We start from the raw sequence: 19,644 nt of genomic DNA on the forward strand, positions 1-19,644 counted from the left end.
TTTGCTTATGAAAAATTTTTACAAAATACATTTAGCGGTATTGTTTATCATGCTTTCGGTTGTTTTTTCTTACGGGCAGGATATTGCACCGCCTAAAGAATTAGGTGTCGCTGCAAGTTCTATCGAAAAGATCGAAGCTGCTGACCGCTGGGTAGATAAATTTTCGAATCAGGATTTGGTAGAGTTACCAATCGGTATTCGTAAAACAATAAGTAATGTTCAATATTCTATCGGGATAACAAAAGCTGTTTTTTCACCGGAATACACAACTTTGACCGTTTTTTGTAGAGTTGATATTCCGCAAAAAGATAAAAACGGACAGCCAATGCAATTGTTTTTTGGTGCAGATAACGTACAATTATCACATCAGGGAGGAATTATAGGAGAAGCAAAACTAGTATTATTAGGCAATGTTGACATTCCGTTTAGCGATAACAAATGGCAGGTATCACTTTATGGTGGTTTTGATATGGCAACAGGAGATGTCAAAGATCTGACTTATGTTAAAATTGACTGCGATGGTTTTAAGGAAATGAAAATTTCAGGAGCAGTTGAGTTTTCAAGAAATTTAATATTGCCAATTGACCCGTTAACAAAAACGGTAGACGAAGCAAAACTAACAGTTCCTAAAACCTACTACAACGGAAAAACGGTTCCGATACCTAATAGGGTAAGAGGTGATTTTAGTTTTACTGCAAGCAGTTGGAATGATATTTTGGTCAATGTAAGTTTGCAGCCTTTTACTTTAAAAGACAAACGAAACGGAAAAGACTTTGAGGGTAATTTCCAATTTCTGGTTAGTAATGCAGTATTGGATTTAAGTGATTTAAAAAATGATCCAACAGTAGTTTTTCCCGAGTATTATGCAAAAAATGCACTTTTAGTACCAACACAGGAAGCATGGAAAGGAGTATTTATTCAGACTTTTGACGTTGGTCTTCCCAAAGAATTTCAAACAACAGATACTGCGTCAAGTAAAGAAAGACTTCATGTAGGAGCACAAAATCTTATCATAGATAAATTTGGAGTTTCGGGTACTTTTTATGCAGATAATGTTTTCCCACTGGATCGCGGTATAACAAGTCAGGAAAAATCATGGGCATATTCCTTAGATCATATTGATGTAACTATTGCAGCAAATACTTTTGTAAAAGCAAATTTAAGCGGTCAGATTCTTTTACCTATAAGTAAGGCAACAGAGAAAAAAGAAACTGCATCGACTGCAACACCAACTCCCGCAGCTACTGGGGCAGCAGCTACAGCAACAACTCCTGCTAAACCTGCTCAAACAAACAGAGCGGGCTTAGAATATAATGGTTTTATATCCATGGAGGAGCAGCAATTAATTGTTGTAACAAAAGATTCCATATCGTTTGATATCTGGAAAGCAAGGGCTTTGCTATTACCTAATAGTTCTGTTGAATTAAAATTAGTAAACGGGAAATTTTTACCTAAAGCTAATTTAAACGGGACAGTTTCAATTGGTACCAATAAAGGAGCTTCTGATGATAAAGATGTAGAAGGGAAAAAGACAGTTGATTTTAAAGGAATTTCATTCGAAAACCTGCAATTGCAGACAGTTTCGCCTATTATCTCTGTCCGAAATATGGGATATAAAGGCACCGTTTCCTTTGGTAATTTCCCGGTTTCGATTGGTAATATAAATGTTGCCATTAACGGAGATAATTCCCGAATCGATTTTGATTTAGGGATTAACCTTATGGAAAGTGTTGGAGCCGGAGCCACAGCCCGAATAGGGATAAAAGGCAAAATGTATGACGACGGTTACAGGCAGCGAAGTAAGTATGACGGATTAGATTTATCAGCTATTAGTATTGACTGTAAATTTAGCGGATTGACAATAAAGGGAAGTCTTATCTTAATGGAGAAAGACCCTGTCTATGGTAACGGATTCAATGCAGATCTGGAAGTTGATGTTACAGGAATTGTAACTGTAAAAGCAAAAGCTATTTTTGGTCGTACGACCTTTAGATATTGGTATTTTGATGCCTCTGTTAAATGGCCACCAACTCCCGCACCATTTATGATTACCGGTTTTGGGGGAGGTGCTTATTATAAAATGCATCGAAATGAAGATATAGCTATTGGAGATTTTTCCCCATCAGGATTGAGTTATACGCCGGATGAAAAAATAAGCTTAGGGATTAAAGCCCTTATTTATTTTAATATTGGTTCAGAAAGTGTTTGTGATGGTGAAGCAGGTTTTGAGATTGCTTTTAACTCAAAAGGAGGAATAAACAGACTGGCAATTTTTGGTAAAGCAAATGTTATGGCTAAAATACCGGGAATGAAAAATATTAATGACTTAATTGGTAAGGTCGCAGGAAATATGACTTCAAAGAAAAGTTTTTTAGGCATAACCGATAATGATCTTAAAGGTTCTTTTGCCAGTAAATATATTCCGGAAGCAGATAAGGCAGTTCCAGATCCTTTATCTGCTAAAGTAGGGATCAGAATGGCAGCTGCAATAGAATTTGATTTTCAAAATAATTCGATGCATGCTACAACAGATGTCTACATTAATACACCTGGAAATTTTTTGTCAGGAACAGGAGAAGGAGGAAGAGCAGTTTGGGGAGTTTTTCATAAAGACCCAAAAGATTGGTACATGTATATGGGAACACCAGATGACAGATGTGGTGTAAAAATAGGATTTGCAGGAATGTACTTAAAAACAACAAGCTATTTTATGGCAGGAACAGTGCTTCCCGGAAGTCCGCCACCACCAGCGCAGGTCGCTAGTATTTTAGGTGTCGATGCCAAAGAATTAGATTATATGCGTGACGAAAATTCATTGGCAAATGGAGGAGGTTTAGCCTTTGGAGCCAGTTTAGATTTTGATACAGGAGATTTGAGTTTCTTGCTTTTTTATGCCCGTTTTCAAGCCGGAATGGGATTTGATATCATGCTTAAAGATTATCAGGAAGCCAGATGTTCTAATACAGGTGAACGTGTAGGTATCAATGGCTGGTATGCTAACGGACAATCGTATGCCTATTTACAGGGAGAATTAGGAATTAGAATTAAATTATCATTCTTAAAATTGAAAGTGCCAATTATTTCAGGAGCAGCTGCCGTTTTATTGCAGGCAAAATTACCAAACCCAGTCTGGATGAGAGGTTATGTAGGTGGAAATATGAATATTCTGGGTGGATTAATAAAAGGAAAATTCCGTTTTAAATTTGAACTTGGAGAAGAGTGCCAATTTGAAAATGCATCACCACTGGGAGGGCTTAAATTAATAACAGATGTAACTCCAAAACAGAGTTCAACGGATGTTGATGTTTTTGCTGTACCACAAGCCGCTTTTTCTATGAAAGTGAATGAAGCTTTTGTAATTCCTGAAGATGCCGGCGACGTTACCTATAAAGTGATATTAGAAAAATTCAAGGTTTTTGACGGCACAAAAGAAATTCCCGGAGTTTTAGAGTGGAGCTCTACGAAAGACAAGGCTAATTTTGTTTCAACAGATATTTTACCTCCAAATAAAGAATTAAAAGTTCAGGTTGAGGTTAGTTTCCAGAAAATGGTAAATGGTTCTTTCCAACCCATAAAAGTGGATGGAAAAGTAGCCACAGAATTTGAAGAAAGATTATTTACAACTGGTGGAGCTCCAAATCATATTCCGTTGACCAATATTAAATTTTCGTATCCTGTCGTAGATCAAAAATATTTCCTTGAAGAAGAATACCCTAAAGGATATATTCAGCTTAAACGCGGTCAGGATTATTTATTTGAAGATGCAAATTGGGAAACAAATATAAAAGTAGATCAGGACGGAACTTCTACTTCAAAAGCTACAGCTTTTAATTATGATACCAGTTCAAATGAAGTGTATTATAATTTACCAAATATTGATCAGGATAAAAAATATAATTTTTCAATTGTAAGCAGTCTGAAACAAACTCAGTCGAGAAATACAATAGCTGAATCAAAAACAAATACAATTAGTAATGATGGTAATGACATACAAATAAAAGAAAACCAAGCCGATGCGCTATCTAAGGCAGAAGGAAGTATTGAGCGTTTGACTTATTCATTTAATACCAGTAAATACAAAACATTTACGGCTAAAATGAATTCGATAAATACTCAGGGCTACAATTTTGGAGTCTTGGATTCAGATATCATTTATTTGACCAATACCATTTCAAGTCAGGAAGCATTTGATGTTGTCGATTTGCAAGGAGTGTCTTATAGTGATAGTAAACCAATAATAACCGCGCAGTCTAAGCTAAATGATGAATATTATACAACAGATATTTTTCCGTATTTGTATAAAGATTATCCTTTTAATGGTAATTATTCTATAACTAACAGAGATACAAATGAATTAGGAGTAATTCCTGCAAAAGCGATACCTCTTAATACACATTATACAACCAGTATAGAAAATAATGTAAACCAGTCGTGGACAAAAGGCAATTTTCCATTTAAATACAATATGCCTTTAATTTACAAGCAGGATTGGGTTGATTTAGACAATCAGGTTATCAATGGTTATATTAACGGAGATACCAGTATTGAAGCAATTGCAAAACGTTTTCATAATTCTAATTTCCTGTTTATGCGTTACGGAAACTACGAAATTGTTATGAAATATAATTTGCCGGGAGATAAGCAAGCCAACGAGTTTACTTATAAATATAAAAACACTAATAATTTCAGGTAGTTCTGAATGATAGAATAAAAGCTCTAAAAAAAGCTGATGTAAGCAAAAGAGACGACTATTTAGTCGTCTCTTTTGCTTTTAAACTTATTATCAAAACATACCTCATACAAATAAAACTACTTGAAAATATATCAATTGTCTGATAATTATTTACGGGATTATATAAAATATTTATAAACAAAAAAAACTCCAGATTGCTCTGGAGTTTCATTTTATAATATAAAAAGTAAGTTTTTACTCTTCTTTCATCGTATGATAAACATTCATAACGTCATCATCCTCTTCAATTTTTTCGATCAATTTTTCAACATCAGCGATTTGAGCTTCAGTAAGTTCTTTTGTGATTTGCGGAATACGTTCAAAACCCGAAGATAAAATTTCAAGACCTCTGTTTTCAAGTTCTTTTTGCAAAGTACCGAAGCTTCCAAAAGGCGAGTAGATTAAAATTCCGTCCTCATCTTCAAAAACCTCCTCAGCACCAAAATCAATAAGTTCAAGTTCTAATTCCTCAGGATCAAGATTTCCTTTAGCAATTCTGAAGTTACAAGTATGGTCAAACATAAACTCAACAGAGCCTTGCGTTCCCATTGTACCGTTACATTTATTAAAGTAGCTACGAATATTGGCCACAGTTCTGTTATTGTTGTCAGATGCCGTTTCAATCAAAATCGCAATTCCGTGAGGAGCATATCCTTCAAACAAAATTTCTTTATAGTTGGCAGTATCTTTATTACTTGCATTTTTTATCGCGCGCTCCACATTGTCCTTAGGCATGTTAGCGGCTTTTGCATTTTGTATTACAGCTCTTAATCTAGAATTGGCATCAGGGTTAGGACCACCTTCTTTAACGGCCATAACGATGTCTTTACCAATTCGGGTAAATGTTTTAGCCATTGCTGACCAACGTTTCATTTTTCTTCCTTTTCTAAATTCGAACGCTCTTCCCATTACTAATTTTTTATTTTGAGATGCAAAAATACGGTTATTCCTTTTTTTAGCAAAATCAATTCAATTCTTTTTTAAATTATGTTTTTATAAATAATTTAACCGCTAAGATCGCTAAGATTTACGCTAAGTTCGCAAAGGTTTTAAAGATTAATTTTATATAAGGTCAACAAGTTTTATCCATAATAGCATTTTCAAAGTAGAAGACTTTGAAAATGTGGTAAAATCTAAAATCTAAAATCTAAAATCTAAAATCTAAAATCTAAAATCTAAAATCTAAAATCTACTTCATCGCATTAAACTCATTAATAACATTCACCGCTTCATTTAAATACGGATTAGTTTTAAGATTATCGATCTGGTATTGATTTATCGTTTTATCATTTGGATAAACCCCAAGTAAAAACTGATTTACAGTCGAATTATAAACATCTAACTGATTATTTTCATCATTAAAAGTATTGATTTCCTTCCATAGTGAATTGACAGTCTTTTTCTGTTTAAAAACAGCATCTAAAGTCATCGGAATCTCTGCTTTTGGAGTATTAACCGATTGATCAATTTTCAAATTAATTTTTTTAATATTATTAAAAAAGTAATTATCAGCCAATCGTGCAGCACTATTTTTAGCCAGTTTATCGATTAAAACCCTTTTTACATAAGGCTTGAATTTTAATAAAGGTTCAATACTATCATTTTTAATTGCAGTAGGGAAATCACTTTCTTTTTGATAAACACCCTCATAAAATTCAGGAAGAATCACATCAGGTTTAACACCAATATATTGATGGCTTTTACCGGTAACCCTGTAAAATTTATTAATTGTAATTTTCAAAAAGTCAGTATTTTTAGTTTCGTCAAGCGAAATTATAGTCTGCATCGTAGCTTTTCCCAGAGTATTACTGCCTAATAATAAAGCACGATTATAATCCTGCAAAATCGAAGAGAAAAACTCACTTGCTGATGCCGTATTACTATTCACCAAAATTACAATTGGACCTTTATAAATCAAACCTCTAAAAGGATCATTGATAATTGATTTCCCTTGTTTATTATCTACAACAATAGAAAGAGGACCATAATCAATAAACATTCCGGCAAGTTTTATCGCTTCCTCCATAGATCCGCCGCCATTATCAATTAAATCAATAACAAGACCTTTAATATTATCCCTTTCCAGTTTTATAACTTCGCGAGCCACATCATCTGCACAGCCTTTACGGCTATTTCCATCTAAATCAGCATAGAAACTCGGAATTTTAATATATCCTATTTTACTGTCTTTTCCAATAATGAAACTAAAAACCGAATTATCTTCATCCTTCATCACTTGCTTTTCAACGTAAACATCAAAGTTTTTACTGGAATTTCGCTTCAGCGTAAGCGTAATACTTTTATTCGATTCAGATAAAATCATAGTCGAAATAGCTTCTAACGAAGCACATGAAACCTGCAAAGTCTCCTTTTGATTAGATATCGAAACAATCTGATCGCCCTTTTTAATTTGTCCTGTTTGATACGCCGGACCATTTGGATCCAGTTCTGCTATAATTATCTCATTTTTTTCGTTCAAATTTACCGTCATTCCCAGCGACAAATGCTCTTTTGACAATGAAGCCACAAAACTCGTTTTAGAATCATCACTAAAATAAGCCGTATGCGGATCAAAATAAGTACAAAAGTAATTGTAGAGTTTTTCTTCCTGTTTAAGATTAGTTGCTAAAAGCGTATTGATTCGGCAAATTTCATTCGTTAAAATCAGGTTTTTCGAGGCTAATTCAATCGACTTAAAATTCGTTTTAATCGAATCTAAATTATCGCTTGTTTCAGCAATTTCATCCAGAATTTGGTAGCGGATTTTCTTTGACCAAACCTTCTCTAAATCTTCTTTTTTAAGATAAAACGGAAAAGATTTTTTATAAAACCTAATAGTATCTTTCTTAGTATAATCAATAGGTTCCTTTTGGATTTTTTCAAGAACCGCTTTCGTTCTCAAAAGACCATTTTTATAGGCAGATGTAATATCGGCTAAAAAATCACATTGATTGCTTAAGATAAGATCATCTAAATTTGTACGGTATTTGGCAGACAAATTTTCGTATTCGCTTTTATAAAATATATTTCGGGAAGGATCTAATTCATTAATCAGATTATCAAAAACAAAAACCGATAAACTATCGTCTACCAGTTTCGGTCTAATATGTTCGTCCTGAATAAGTGCATTTATTTTGTTTAGTATTTCACAGGTGTTAACACTATTTTGACTAAATAGAACATTTGTAGTTAAAACCAATACTAATAATATTTTTTTCATAAATCGAAAATCTTCGTTTAGATTAAAATTACGCTTATTTTTTGATTGCGTGTTATATTTTTTATAATAATTCTTACATCTGAACAATTTATTTTAACATATAGAAATCTGGTTTAAGAAGTTTAAGATAGGCTTTTCCAGTAAGCAAATCTTATAAAAAATGCCACGGATTAAAATGATTTCAAAGATTAATCATTTAGATCATTTTAATCTGTGGCAAAAAAAAATGCACTACTATAAGTAATGCATTTTCTAAATCTATATTTATAAAAATCTATTTCTTGTAAAACGGTAATTTCACCACTTTAGCAGGAACATCATTTTTTCTGATTCTAATAAAAATATCACTGTCAACAGCAGTATTATCTAAAGTAACATATCCTAAACCAATACCTTTATTCATAGAAGGCGACATCGTCCCGGAAGTTACAACACCAATTACAGTGCCTGTAGCGTCAACAATTTCATAATCATGTCTTGGTACAGCGCGTTCCTGCATTTCAAAAGCAACTAATTTTTTAGTAACACCAGCTTCTTTTTGTTTTTTCAAACTTTCAGAATTGGTGAAATCTTTCGTGAATTTAGTAATCCATCCCAAACCAGCTTCAAGTGGAGAGGTCGTATCATTAATATCATTTCCGTACAAACAGAAACCCATTTCAAGACGCAAAGTATCACGGGCAGCAAGACCAATTGGCTTAATTCCAAAAGCTGCACCAGCTTCAAAAACCTTATTCCAAATTTGTTCTACTTCACTGTTTTTACAATAAATTTCAAATCCTCCGGAACCGGTATATCCTGTAGCAGAAATAATTACATTTTCAATTCCTGCAAAATCCGCCACTTCAAAATGATAATAAGCAATCGCCGATAAATCTATAGAAGATAAAGACTGCATCGCCTCAACCGCTTTTGGACCCTGAATTGCCAATAACGAATAATCATCAGAAAGATTTTTCATTTCAACACCCAAATCATTGTGCAACGAAATCCAGTTCCAGTCTTTTTCAATATTCGAAGCATTTACAACCAGTAAATACTGCTCCTCTTTCATTTTATAAACAATCAAATCATCCACAATTCCGCCATCATTATTAGGCAGACAAGAATATTGCGCTCTTCCAATCGTCAAAGTCGATGCATCATTTGAAGTCACTTTCTGAATCAAAGCCAAAGCATTTGGACCCGTCAACAAAAATTCACCCATATGAGAGACGTCAAAAACGCCCACACTGTTACGAACCGTTTCATGTTCAGCGTTAATTCCTTCATAAGTAATAGGCATATTATAACCTGCAAAAGGCAGCATTTTAGCTCCCAAACCTTCATGGATGTGCGTAAGCGCAGTATTTTTCATTGTGTTGTTTTATAAGATTGTATCGCAAATTTATTCAAAAATATCTAAAAATGATACTCCAAATTATAAATTTCGCAATAATTAGAAGCAATTTCCTGCTATACGCTATATCTTTTGTTTTTTAAAGAAAAAAACAAAAGGATGCCGCTCCTATCAGGGCTAGGAATTTTAGGAAACCATAAATTCCTTATTGTTCAATTTTTATGTAACTTTAATAACCAGTTTAAGGCACAAAGTAAAGCAATAGCTAATTAAAAAATCCGTTTTTATCCGCGTTTTTACGAAGTAAATCCGTTTAATCAGCGTTACAATAAACATCAGCCAAAATCTAAAACTGATTAAAAATTAAATTATTCAGAAAAAATAAGCCAAAATGAAAGATCCACTTTTAATCACAAAAGAAGAAATTCTAAAATTCTACAAACCCGTAAATCCTCATACACATAAAGGATTACAGGGTCATGCCGTGATTATTGCAGGAAGTTATGGCAAAATAGGAGCAGCCGTTTTAGCATCAAAATCATGTCTAAAATCCGGTTGCGGACTTGTAACAACCTTTACACCAAAATGCGGTTATCAAATTCTTCAAATCTCCATTCCCGAAGTTATGGTAATAACCGATGAAAATACCAATTTCATCACAAATATTCACCTTCCGTTACAACCACAAGCAATTGCGATTGGTCCCGGAATAGGGAAGGAGCTAGGAACGCAAAAAGCATTATTCGAATTTTTAAGAATTAACAAAGCGCCATTAGTTCTTGATGCAGACGCATTAAATATCTTATCCGAAAATCAATCCTGGCTTGAATTAGTTCCCGAAAACACCATTCTGACACCACATCCCAAAGAACTCGAACGCCTAATAGGCAAGTGGAATTCAGAATCGGAAAAGTTCCAAAAAACAATCGCTTTTTCTGAAAAATACAAAGTTATCATCGTCATGAAAGGCGCGCCAACCTACATCATCAATAAAACCGAAATCTACGAAAACACCACAGGAAACGCCGCCTTAGCAACCGCAGGAAGTGGCGATACCCTAACCGGAATCATCACCAGTTTCCTTGCACAAGGATACGAACCCAAATATGCCGTAAAAATCGCCGTCTACCTTCACGGATTAACCGCTGATATTGCCTTACCTCAAACAGGATATCAATCGTTTATAGCATCAGATATTATCGAAAATCTGGGGAAAGCGTTTTTGGAATTAGAGAAGTAGAGAATGTGGCAATGAGATAATTTGATAATGAGATAATTCTGATCGTATACTTTTAGATTTCTGCTCACCGTTTGTCATCCCGCCTTCCTCTGGATGACAGTCTTTGTCAAAATAAAAATCTGCTCAATCTGCAAAATCTGCGAGAAATAAAAACCAAATCCAATATCAAAAATATTTGTTTTTATCATAGAAAACAGGATGACAAAAATGGATAAAACCTGCTATCAACTTTGCAGTTAAAATGGCACAGATAAAATAAAAAAATTCGTTTCATCCGCGTGCTTTGCGGTTAAATAAGCAAAATCTAAGAAATCTAAGAAATCTAAGAAGTCTAAAAATCTAACAATCTAACAATCTAAATTAGTAAGTTTGTATTTCAGTAAATGCTTATGAAAAACAATTTCGATCTCAGAACGGTAAATGTTACTCGTTACATCACGCCATTGCGCGAAGGCGGATCTTTACCCGCTTTAGCAGAAGCCGATGACGATTTTAAATACGTCTTAAAATTTAAGGGAGCCGGTCATGGCATAAAAGCCTTAATAGCCGAATTAGTGGGCGGACAAATTGCCAAAGCCTTAAAACTGCAACTTCCGGAACTGGTTTTTGCTAATCTTGACGAAGCATTTGGACGAAGCGAAGGCGACGAAGAAATTCAGGATTTACTGCAAGGAAGTCAGGGATTAAATTTAGCATTGCATTTTTTATCAGGCGCAATCACTTTCGATCCTGTTGTAACCACAGTTGATGCAAAATTAGCTTCACAAATCGTTTGGTTAGACGCTTATATTACAAATGTAGATCGTACGTTTAGAAACACCAATATGTTGATTTGGCACAAAGAATTATGGCTAATTGATCATGGCGCATGTTTGTATTTTCATCATTCCTGGAACAACTGGGAACAACACGCCAAAAGTCCGTTTGCATTAATAAAAGATCATGTTTTATTACCTCAAGCCTCACTTTTAAAAGAAGTTGATGCCGAATATAAAGCTCTTTTAACTCCAGAAATGCTGGAAGATATTGTAAATACAATTCCGCAAGAATGGCTGCAATGGGAAGATACAGATGAAACCCCTGAAGCGTTGCGAAACGTATACTTACAGTTTTTGCAAACGAGATTAAATAATTCAGAAATCTTTGTAAACCAAGCGTACAATGCAAGATAGTCACTTATATGAGTATGCCGTAATTCGTGTGGTACCCAGAGTAGAGCGCGAAGAATTCCTGAATATCGGAATCATTTTGTTTTGCAAAAGAGCCAAATTTATAAAAGTATTGCACCACATAAACGATGCTAAAATCGAAGCTTTATCAGATGATTTTGATATAGAGCAATTGCATTGTAATGTAACCGCTTTAGAAAAAATCGTAAACGGAACCAAAGATGGCGGACCCATTGGCGAAATGGATATTCCGGAACGTTTTCGCTGGTTAACGGCAATTCGTAGTTCGGCGATTCAAACTTCAAGACCGCATACGGGATTGTCTCAGGATTTAGAAAAAACGATTCAAAGATTGTTTGAAGAATTAGTTCTTTGAGGAAGGTTCAAAGGTGCGGAGGAACAAGGGTGCAAAGGTTTTGTAGAGGTGCGCAGCAGTGCGTCTAACATATTATTTTAAAAATCGCGCAAAGATGCCCAGTCGCCAAGAATTTAGAAACTTTGCGACTTGGCTCTTTGCGCGAAAATTTTACAAGCTTCAAAAAAAAAACTTAGCGTTCATTGCGGTTAAGAAAAAAACCACGAATTACATTCAACTGTAATCCGTGGTTTAAACTAAAACTAACTCACATTCTTTAAAATTCCATAGTTTCAATTTAGCAATTTGAAATTATGGAATTTTCAAATATTTTTTTAATTAAAATGATCCGCAAACATTTCCACCTAACGTTGCACCAGCTCCGGCTCCTCCAGTAATATCAGCCTTAACTGCTGAAGCTGCCAGCGTTACAATAGAATACGGAGGAGTAAAAGCAGTTTTACTTCCCGCAGTATTTCCGGTAGTATTTGTAAATACATTTCCAACTGCTGTAACAGCTGTATAACCTGTCATTAAATCTATAGGTGTTTTTACTCCTTCAAAAACATTACTTTCCACTTTAATATCCGCTTCAAAACCTGCAGCGATACATTTGTTACTCACTGTACTGTTAAAGAAATTGTTTATTAAATGTACTTTTCCAAAACGTACTCTTGGCATTCTTTCTTTACATCCCGGAGCCCACCAGCAACGAGCAAAAGTAATTCTTAATTTTCCGCGATCTGCTGTAGCTCCATCGCTTGAACCAATTAAGTTTGAATATCTATGATCATCTGATCCTCCAGAACCTCCAGCTTTTGGTGGTTTCAAGTAATGGAATTTAGAATAAGTAACCGAAATATAATCTGATTTGTTTTTGATATCAAAGTTTCCGTCAACACCATCTCTAAATTCGCAGTGATCCACCCATACATTTGTACATTCGTCAAGGATTGCATTATCCCATCCGTCAGTATCATAAGCACCAGGACCTTCAAAAATAAGGTTTCTGATGATAATGTTTTTACATCTTTTAATGTTGATAATACCAGACGCATCTTTAGTTTGATTAGTCGAAACTAATTTTGCACCGTTAGCACCATAAATCGTTTTTCCGGTTTGATCCTGAAATGATAATCTTGTCGTTACCGTAATAGTTCCGCTAACTTTGATAACTTTTACAGAGCTGCTTTCAATTGCAGATTTTAACTGAGCATAAGTAGTAACAGTTGTTTCTGCAGCAGAACCTCCACCTGTTGTTCCTCCGTTTTGCGAAGCCCATCCCGGAACCTGAGCGCAGTTTCCAATTTTTGCCGTCAAACCACCAGAAGTAGGTGTGGCAGTTTCAATAATAGCATTTTCGTCTGCAGACGAAGCAATTTCTTCGGTATTACACGCTGTAAAACCTAAAGCCAGTGTTAGTAGGAACACTGAAAATGTTGATTTAAATTTCATAATGATAAATTTGGGGGTTTATATTAATTTAACAGTGCAAAACTGACTATAAAAACTTTGTAAAAAGTTGAACAAGTTCAATATTTTGAAAATAAATTAACGGAAAGTATTTTTTTAACAGTTGTTAATTTACAAAAATGCATAAAAAGGGTACTTTTACGTAATCGATTACATTATTTTTCATTCATTCACACTTACGCCCCTGAGTAAGAATAAAAGTAAAAAACCACATGTACAAAAACCTACGATCAAGTATTGAACGTAAAATTCCGTTAACAGAAGAAGAATGGAATTTTGTCGTTGAAAAAGCCGAGTTCGTCAAACTCAAGAAAAATGAGTTTCTACAAATTCAGGACTCAAGCAGTTCATATGAAGGCTTTATTTTAAAAGGTACATTCAAAACCTATATTTTGAATGACAATGGCACCGAAAGTGTTATTTTCTTTTCTTTCGAAAATGAATGGATGTGCGATCTCGAAAGTTTCTATCATCAAAAGCCTACAACCTACAACATTAAGGCAATTGAAGAAAGCGAAATTTTGGTAATAAGCAAAACAAACAAAGCGCTCTTATTTGAGCAAGTGCCAAAATTGATCAAGTTTCACATCATTATGGTCGAAAAAGCAAACATCGCTATTCAACAAAGACTTTTAGATGTCTTAAACAAAACCTCCAAACAAAGGTATCTGGAGTTTATCGAAAAATACTCTCACAAAGTAGATAAAATCAACAACAGGAATTTATCGTCTTATCTCGGCGTTTCACACGAGTTTTTGTCAAAGATTAAAAAAAGGTGCTAAGGTTCTGAGATGCTAAGTTTCTAAGTTAAAAAAAGAATCGCGCAAAGACGCGAAGACTCAAAGTTTTATTTTCTTTGCGTCTTCGCGTCTTTGCGCGATTAAAAAAACTTTTCGAATCTTTGCGTAACCCTTTGCGAATCTTTGCGGTTAAACCTGAAACCTGAAACCTGAAACAAATAAAACTAAATTTTAAAAATCCAATATTCCACAGAGGCATTCATTAGAAAAATGAAGCATTATATTTTCCTTTTCTAGATTTTCAATGACTAATAAATCATGAGGATTTAAATAATATGGCTTTTCATTAATTTTAATAACCGTTATGTGTAAAGAAAATAAAATTATTATCTCAGCATTATAATTCTGATTACTATTACTTATTTTCAGTTCATGATGACTTATTTTTTCAGAAACCATCCAATTAAAATCAGTACCTTTTGTATAAGAAGTCACTTCATCATCCGAATTAAATTCCATGATTTCATGTTTCTCATATATTTTTTCTTCTTTGTTTACCTCAATATTTAGGGAGTTATCAAGCATAACCAAGTATCGGTGATAACCTTTAAATTGGGTAAACTCTGATGGAACTTTTTCTATTGTAGCACTGCTTATTCTGAATATAAAATCTCTATCGGCATAGTTTGCTGTTTTCGGATAGATAATGTATTCATATGTCAATCCGCCACTCCAAATAGAGCATGTACTATCTTTTTTAGGCAAAAGGCGTATGTTCATTTATCAAATATTTTAATATGACTTCAGTTTCCAGATACATTTAACCATCCTTTTAAATGAACTTATATCACTTATATGGTAAAAAAAGCGTTCCCATAGCAAAAAACTTAGATCTTTTTCTCTAAATAGATAAACTCCAAAGGTTCATTTGAAATATTAATATGAATATCACTTGAAGGAAAAGGTTCTCTTTCGCCGGTTTGAACATAACCATGACGTTTATACCACGCAATAAGTTCTGAACGAACCGAAACAACCGTCATAATAAGAGTTGACAATCCCAAAGCGTTAGCATGATTTTCGGCTTCAGCCAACATTTTTTTCCCGATTCCGCTATTTTGTAATTCAGGTGAAACCGTTAACATTCCCACATACAATTGATGTTCTTTCACCACCAATAAAACCGAACCAATAATTTTATCATTCTCTGTAAACTTCAGGAATGTATTTTTAGGATCTTGAATAATTTCCTTTAATTCTTCTTCGGTGGTTCTTTTTCCTTCTAATAAATGAGCTTCGGTTGTCCAGCCTTTTTTAGAGGTTTCGCCTCTGTAGGCTGAGTTTATTAAGGTTGTTAATGCGGGAATGTCTTGTAATGTTGCTTTTGTAATCATGATAATCTGACTGTATTATTAGTATAAATATTATTCCGTTGTGATAATACATAAAAAATTAATTAAACACATAGAAACATAGATTCTATGATTTTGAAAAAAGTAAATTAAAAAGAAACTAGTTTCTCACACATAGCTATGTTTGTTAATGCAAGTGAAGCGCCTTTTTTAGTTCATTAATTCTATGTTTCTATGTGTTAAAAATAATTGCACACAACGGGTCTAAATGTTATCTAGTTTTAATTGTATAAAAAATTGAATTGTTTCCTGCTTTAGCTCAATATTATTAAGTTAAGCTTTTAAAAAATAAAATCACTGCAAATCAAATCCGTTTTTATCCGCGTTTTTACGAAGTAAATCTGTTTTATCCGCGTCTAAAATTAGAAGCTGATTTTACTGATTCGCTAAAACGAAAACGCTGATAAAAACGGATTTTCTAATTACCTTCTTGATTAAACTGTTAAGTAATTTTATAGATTTCCCCTTAACTTAATAACATTGTGCTTTAGCCTGAGCAACAAAATTACATTAGAAAATGGCTTTAGCCTAATATTTAGTTTTTTTAGCTAAAGCCGAATTTGTCAATTGATATCAATTCTGAAAATAGTATCTTACAAAAACAGTTTGTTTTTTACCGAAATTTATTTTCGTTTAAGAATTTTAAATATCTTTGAATTATGAGTACAGCAATAAAACCAAACCATATCGGCAGAAATATAAGCCGTATCAGAGAGCTTAAAGATATGAAACAGGATGCACTGGCATATGCTTTAGGAATAAGCCAGCAGACCATTTCGGCTATTGAAAACAGCGAAACTATAGACGAGCAAAGACTAATTGAGATTGCAAAAGCTCTTGAAGTTTCTGTTGAAGCAATTAAAAACTTTTCGGAAGAAGCAGTTTTAAATATTATTGGAAATACTTATCACGATAATGGTATTGTAAATGCTGGACTTAATTACAATTGCAATTTTAATCCTTTAGATAAAGTAATTGAACTTTACGAACGTTTGGTGCAAGTTGAAAAAGATAAAGTTGAGTATTTAGAAAAATTATTGAACGGGAAGTAACGTTTTTTAAATGTATACTAATTGTAAAAAGAGATCTTAAGATCTCTTTTTTTATTTGTGTTCACTAACGAGATGTTGGTAAAGGGAAAAATATTTTGGAAAGTTAAGAAACAGGTTTGTAAATAACTTCTAAAATTTTTTCTAGAATTAAATCAACCGTTTTTTCTCTTATTTCATTCCTTATTTCAATTTCATCTGTTTTAATAAAATCTATAATTTTATCAGTTTCATAAATTTCATTATTATAATAAATTGCAATATACACTTGTCCCCATTTTTTAATTACTCCTGAATTTTCTAATGGTTCAGATGCGACTCCTGTAACTGCTACATATAATTCTGCATTTGAATAAGTTTTTACTAAACCGTTAACCATTTCTACTGTGGTTTCAATTGATTCAGCAGAATGTTTAAATAGAGTTTCTGGCTTTACACCTAAAATAGAGATTTTAAGCTCAGGATTGTATGTTACAATACTACCTTTAAGGACACTTGAAGCTCCAGGAATAGATGCAATTGTACTTGCTAATAATCCTGCTGTAATACTTTCGGCACAGCATATTGTAATTTTTTTCTCAATTAATTCAGAATTGAATTTTTTTATTTTTTCTATATCCATTTTTTATTTAAATTATTTTTAATCTTTGACGTCATAAAATAAATGTACACAACTTAATTCATCCTTGTAAATTAGACATTCGTCTTTATAGTTTTTGTCATATGGGCATTTATCAACTTTTAGTTTCCTAACAGTATAAAATTCTATATTATTTACTTCATGATCATTTTCAAAATCATAGGCTTGATTAGGCAATCTTTTATCATAATTTAAAATATCTATATTGACTTTTTCTACATCACCAGTGTAGAAAAGAGATATCACAATTATCTTTTCAACTTTTTCAAAAAATTTTTCGCATCTTTTTCCAATTAATTTTCTAATAGTTCTTCCGTCATTGACAACATCTGTAATTATTATTACAGTTTTGAAATCACCTCTAGAATTGTCATAGTTTAAGTTTTTTTCAAATTCATTGTGATCATTGTACCTATATGAATATGGTAAAGAAGTATATGGTTTATTATATTTTATAGATGCTTTTGTTGATATTATATTACCTTCATAACCTAGGCCTATAATTAAGTCACAATTTTTAGCTAAATCAAATGTTTCAATAACATCAATAATAGAGTCTTTTACAAAATGTAAATCTTCCTTAGATTCTAATAATTTAGAAATATCAATCCAATTATGTGCTCTTGATGTTTCACTCCAATGGAAATGTCCAGAATGAAAAAGTTTTTTAGATCTAACTATTTGATAAAGGTAATTTGAAAAATCTTCATTATTATAGGAGATAATATCTTTATGTACTATTGGTTCTGCATCTAATTCTATATTAGTTTCTGGGATTTCAATTTCGTTTGTTTCAAAAATATCGACTACCTTTTCAATACTTATGTTGTTGTTTTCATATAGTTTAAATATTTCTATTTCTCCCGCATTAGCATTATTTGTAATATCCCAATACCCATAATTGGGTTTGTCATTATTATTACTTTTGTGCAATAGATGAATATTATTTTTTAAATTAACAGAATTATCATCAATTAATACTTCAAAGACTTTAAAAGAAGATTCATATTTGATTGTTGATAATGTACCACAATCTGAAATATATATAGAGTCTCCATTAATTTTTTTGGACTGTCTGATATGTTCGTTACCATTTAAAATTAATTTTACTTCTTGATTCATTACTTCACTTAGTAATAACCCTCTGTTTTCTTTTTCCCATTGACCGCTATTTTTATCCTCAAATCCAGCAGAAATATTATGGTGCCATGCAAGTACAAAATTTAGTTGAGGAAGAGTAAAAATAGATTTTAGCTCTAACATTTCTTCTCTAAATTTATCGACTGGTATGTTTCCTTCTCCTCCTTCATCATTTATTTTGTAGTTAGAGTTTAATCCTATAACAACAATTCTATCTTTTATATTTAGAAAATCTACAATTTGTTTATTTACAGGAAAATTTTGGTTTTTTAGATTGTAGTAAAAATTTGAAAATCTTTCATATTTTATTTCAGTTAACAAATGTGCTTGATCTGTCGGATTTTGTTCAAGTTCATTTATTATAGACCTTCTGTGAATATCATGGTCACCAGGAATTAATAAAAGATTTTTTTTATCAATTCTTAACTGTGCTAAAATTTCTTTTATGAAATTTTCTGCAAATGTAAATTCATCGTTTTCAGCTGAATTTGTAATATCTCCACTTATTATTAAAAAACACTCTCTATCTGGATATTGTTTGTTAATATATTCACAAAAATTAGTAACATACGAATTTGATAGTTCTTTAGAAGAATTAGTTGTTAAATATGAATCACATTTATCATTGAATGTTCCATTTAACTTATTATATAAGGTTACATGTAAGTCTGAAATATGTATTATAACAGGATTATTCATTTGTAAAATATTCTAAATTTGTTGAAATATTGAAATTTAGTTCTCTATTATTTTCTTTGGTGATTGAAAAGACTGCTAATGTAGAATCTTTTTTCTTGATATCTTGGGGAGTTAATGTTTCAGTTTTTATTATAGAAACATTTCCTAGATATTTTCCTCCTACAAATTGAATTAAATTTTTTACAATTTTCACTTCTGTTCCTAAGCAAACCAAATCAGAGACAACTATGTATTTGCGATTTGCATTAATAACATTGTCAAGTCGAGAATATAATTTATTTATTGGACCAATTTTATCAAGAATTAAAAGGATCAGGTGCAAAAGTTGGGGATTAAGCAAAAAGATTAGATAATCTGAATAAGAAGAAATCTACATTTCTAACTCCTCTAAATTGAGATCTAAATGCTTTAATTTTCGCATTAAAAGATTCTGCAG

General features: G+C 32.7%; 15 protein-coding genes. 6 read left to right on the plus strand and 9 right to left on the minus strand.

Annotated features, from left to right (window positions below; translation table 11 throughout):
- Nucleotides 1–7: 7 nt before the first annotated feature.
- On the plus strand, nucleotides 8–4,693 hold the full coding sequence (locus KHA90_RS18650) for a hypothetical protein (RefSeq protein ID WP_244860429.1): 4,686 nt from the start codon (nucleotides 8–10) through the stop codon (nucleotides 4,691–4,693).
- A 234-nt stretch (nucleotides 4,694–4,927) separates the two neighbouring features.
- On the opposite strand, the gene KHA90_RS18655 is transcribed toward KHA90_RS18650, so the two are convergent.
- From KHA90_RS18655 to gcvT, 3 genes are all read right to left on the minus strand, one after another.
- Nucleotides 4,928–5,641, minus strand: coding sequence for a YebC/PmpR family DNA-binding transcriptional regulator (locus tag KHA90_RS18655; RefSeq protein WP_213304501.1), 714 nt, complete (start codon nucleotides 5,639–5,641; stop codon nucleotides 4,928–4,930).
- A 280-nt stretch (nucleotides 5,642–5,921) separates the two neighbouring features.
- Nucleotides 5,922–7,952, minus strand: a complete 2,031-nt coding sequence (locus KHA90_RS18660; protein WP_213304515.1) for a S41 family peptidase — start codon at nucleotides 7,950–7,952, stop codon at nucleotides 5,922–5,924.
- A 274-nt stretch (nucleotides 7,953–8,226) separates the two neighbouring features.
- Complete coding sequence (gene gcvT / locus KHA90_RS18665) at nucleotides 8,227–9,309, minus strand: glycine cleavage system aminomethyltransferase GcvT (RefSeq protein ID WP_213304518.1); 1,083 nt, start codon at nucleotides 9,307–9,309, stop codon at nucleotides 8,227–8,229.
- 373 nt (nucleotides 9,310–9,682) lie between these two features.
- Between gcvT and KHA90_RS18670 the strand changes: the two genes are divergently transcribed.
- The 3 genes from KHA90_RS18670 (at nucleotide 9,683) to KHA90_RS18680 (ending at nucleotide 12,076) form a co-directional block, all read left to right on the plus strand.
- Nucleotides 9,683–10,531: an NAD(P)H-hydrate dehydratase gene (locus KHA90_RS18670; protein WP_213304521.1), complete on the plus strand. Its 849-nt coding sequence runs from the start codon at nucleotides 9,683–9,685 to the stop codon at nucleotides 10,529–10,531.
- 389 nt (nucleotides 10,532–10,920) lie between these two features.
- Nucleotides 10,921–11,703: a HipA family kinase gene (locus tag KHA90_RS18675; protein ID WP_213304524.1), complete on the plus strand. Its 783-nt coding sequence runs from the start codon at nucleotides 10,921–10,923 to the stop codon at nucleotides 11,701–11,703.
- Nucleotides 11,693–12,076, plus strand: coding sequence for a DUF3037 domain-containing protein (locus KHA90_RS18680; protein WP_213304527.1), 384 nt, complete (start codon nucleotides 11,693–11,695; stop codon nucleotides 12,074–12,076). The genes KHA90_RS18675 and KHA90_RS18680 overlap by 11 nt, the downstream gene beginning before the upstream one ends.
- Nucleotides 12,077–12,394: 318 nt before the next feature.
- Here KHA90_RS18680 and KHA90_RS18685 read toward each other — a convergent pair whose 3' ends face one another.
- Nucleotides 12,395–13,510 carry a pectate lyase family protein gene (locus KHA90_RS18685; protein WP_213304530.1) on the minus strand — a complete coding sequence of 372 codons (1,116 nt, stop codon included), beginning with the start codon at nucleotides 13,508–13,510 and terminating at the stop codon, nucleotides 12,395–12,397.
- Nucleotides 13,511–13,740: 230 nt separating this feature from the next.
- Between KHA90_RS18685 and KHA90_RS18690 the strand changes: the two genes are divergently transcribed.
- Nucleotides 13,741–14,310, plus strand: coding sequence for a Crp/Fnr family transcriptional regulator (locus KHA90_RS18690; RefSeq protein ID WP_213304533.1), 570 nt, complete (start codon nucleotides 13,741–13,743; stop codon nucleotides 14,308–14,310).
- A gap of 189 nt (nucleotides 14,311–14,499) precedes the next feature.
- Here the strand turns inward: KHA90_RS18690 and KHA90_RS18695 are convergent, their stop codons facing one another.
- Together KHA90_RS18695 and KHA90_RS18700 are read right to left on the minus strand one after the other, a co-directional pair.
- Nucleotides 14,500–15,048: a HutD family protein gene (locus KHA90_RS18695; protein WP_213304536.1), complete on the minus strand. Its 549-nt coding sequence runs from the start codon at nucleotides 15,046–15,048 to the stop codon at nucleotides 14,500–14,502.
- Between the two features lie 107 nt (nucleotides 15,049–15,155).
- The gene (locus tag KHA90_RS18700) at nucleotides 15,156–15,662 is read right to left on the minus strand and encodes a GNAT family N-acetyltransferase (protein ID WP_213304539.1); all 507 of its coding nucleotides are present in this window, start codon (nucleotides 15,660–15,662) and stop codon (nucleotides 15,156–15,158) included.
- A gap of 677 nt (nucleotides 15,663–16,339) precedes the next feature.
- Here KHA90_RS18700 and KHA90_RS18705 point away from each other — a divergent pair.
- The gene (locus KHA90_RS18705) at nucleotides 16,340–16,732 is read left to right on the plus strand and encodes a helix-turn-helix domain-containing protein (protein ID WP_213304543.1); all 393 of its coding nucleotides are present in this window, start codon (nucleotides 16,340–16,342) and stop codon (nucleotides 16,730–16,732) included.
- Nucleotides 16,733–16,835: 103 nt separating this feature from the next.
- Here the strand turns inward: KHA90_RS18705 and KHA90_RS18710 are convergent, their stop codons facing one another.
- Genes KHA90_RS18710 through KHA90_RS18720 form a run of 3 tightly spaced genes read right to left on the minus strand, consistent with a single transcriptional unit; the run spans nucleotide 16,836 to nucleotide 19,530 of the window.
- Nucleotides 16,836–17,351, minus strand: a complete 516-nt coding sequence (locus KHA90_RS18710) for a CinA family protein (RefSeq protein ID WP_213304557.1) — start codon at nucleotides 17,349–17,351, stop codon at nucleotides 16,836–16,838.
- Between the two features lie 18 nt (nucleotides 17,352–17,369).
- Nucleotides 17,370–19,208: a metallophosphoesterase gene (locus KHA90_RS18715; protein WP_213304560.1), complete on the minus strand. Its 1,839-nt coding sequence runs from the start codon at nucleotides 19,206–19,208 to the stop codon at nucleotides 17,370–17,372.
- On the minus strand, nucleotides 19,201–19,530 hold the full coding sequence (locus KHA90_RS18720; protein WP_213304563.1) for a hypothetical protein: 330 nt from the start codon (nucleotides 19,528–19,530) through the stop codon (nucleotides 19,201–19,203). The genes KHA90_RS18715 and KHA90_RS18720 overlap by 8 nt, the downstream gene beginning before the upstream one ends.
- Nucleotides 19,531–19,644 lie beyond the last annotated feature (114 nt).

It is taken from the genome of Flavobacterium psychroterrae (assembly GCF_018380615.1).
Classification (GTDB): domain Bacteria; phylum Bacteroidota; class Bacteroidia; order Flavobacteriales; family Flavobacteriaceae; genus Flavobacterium; species Flavobacterium psychroterrae.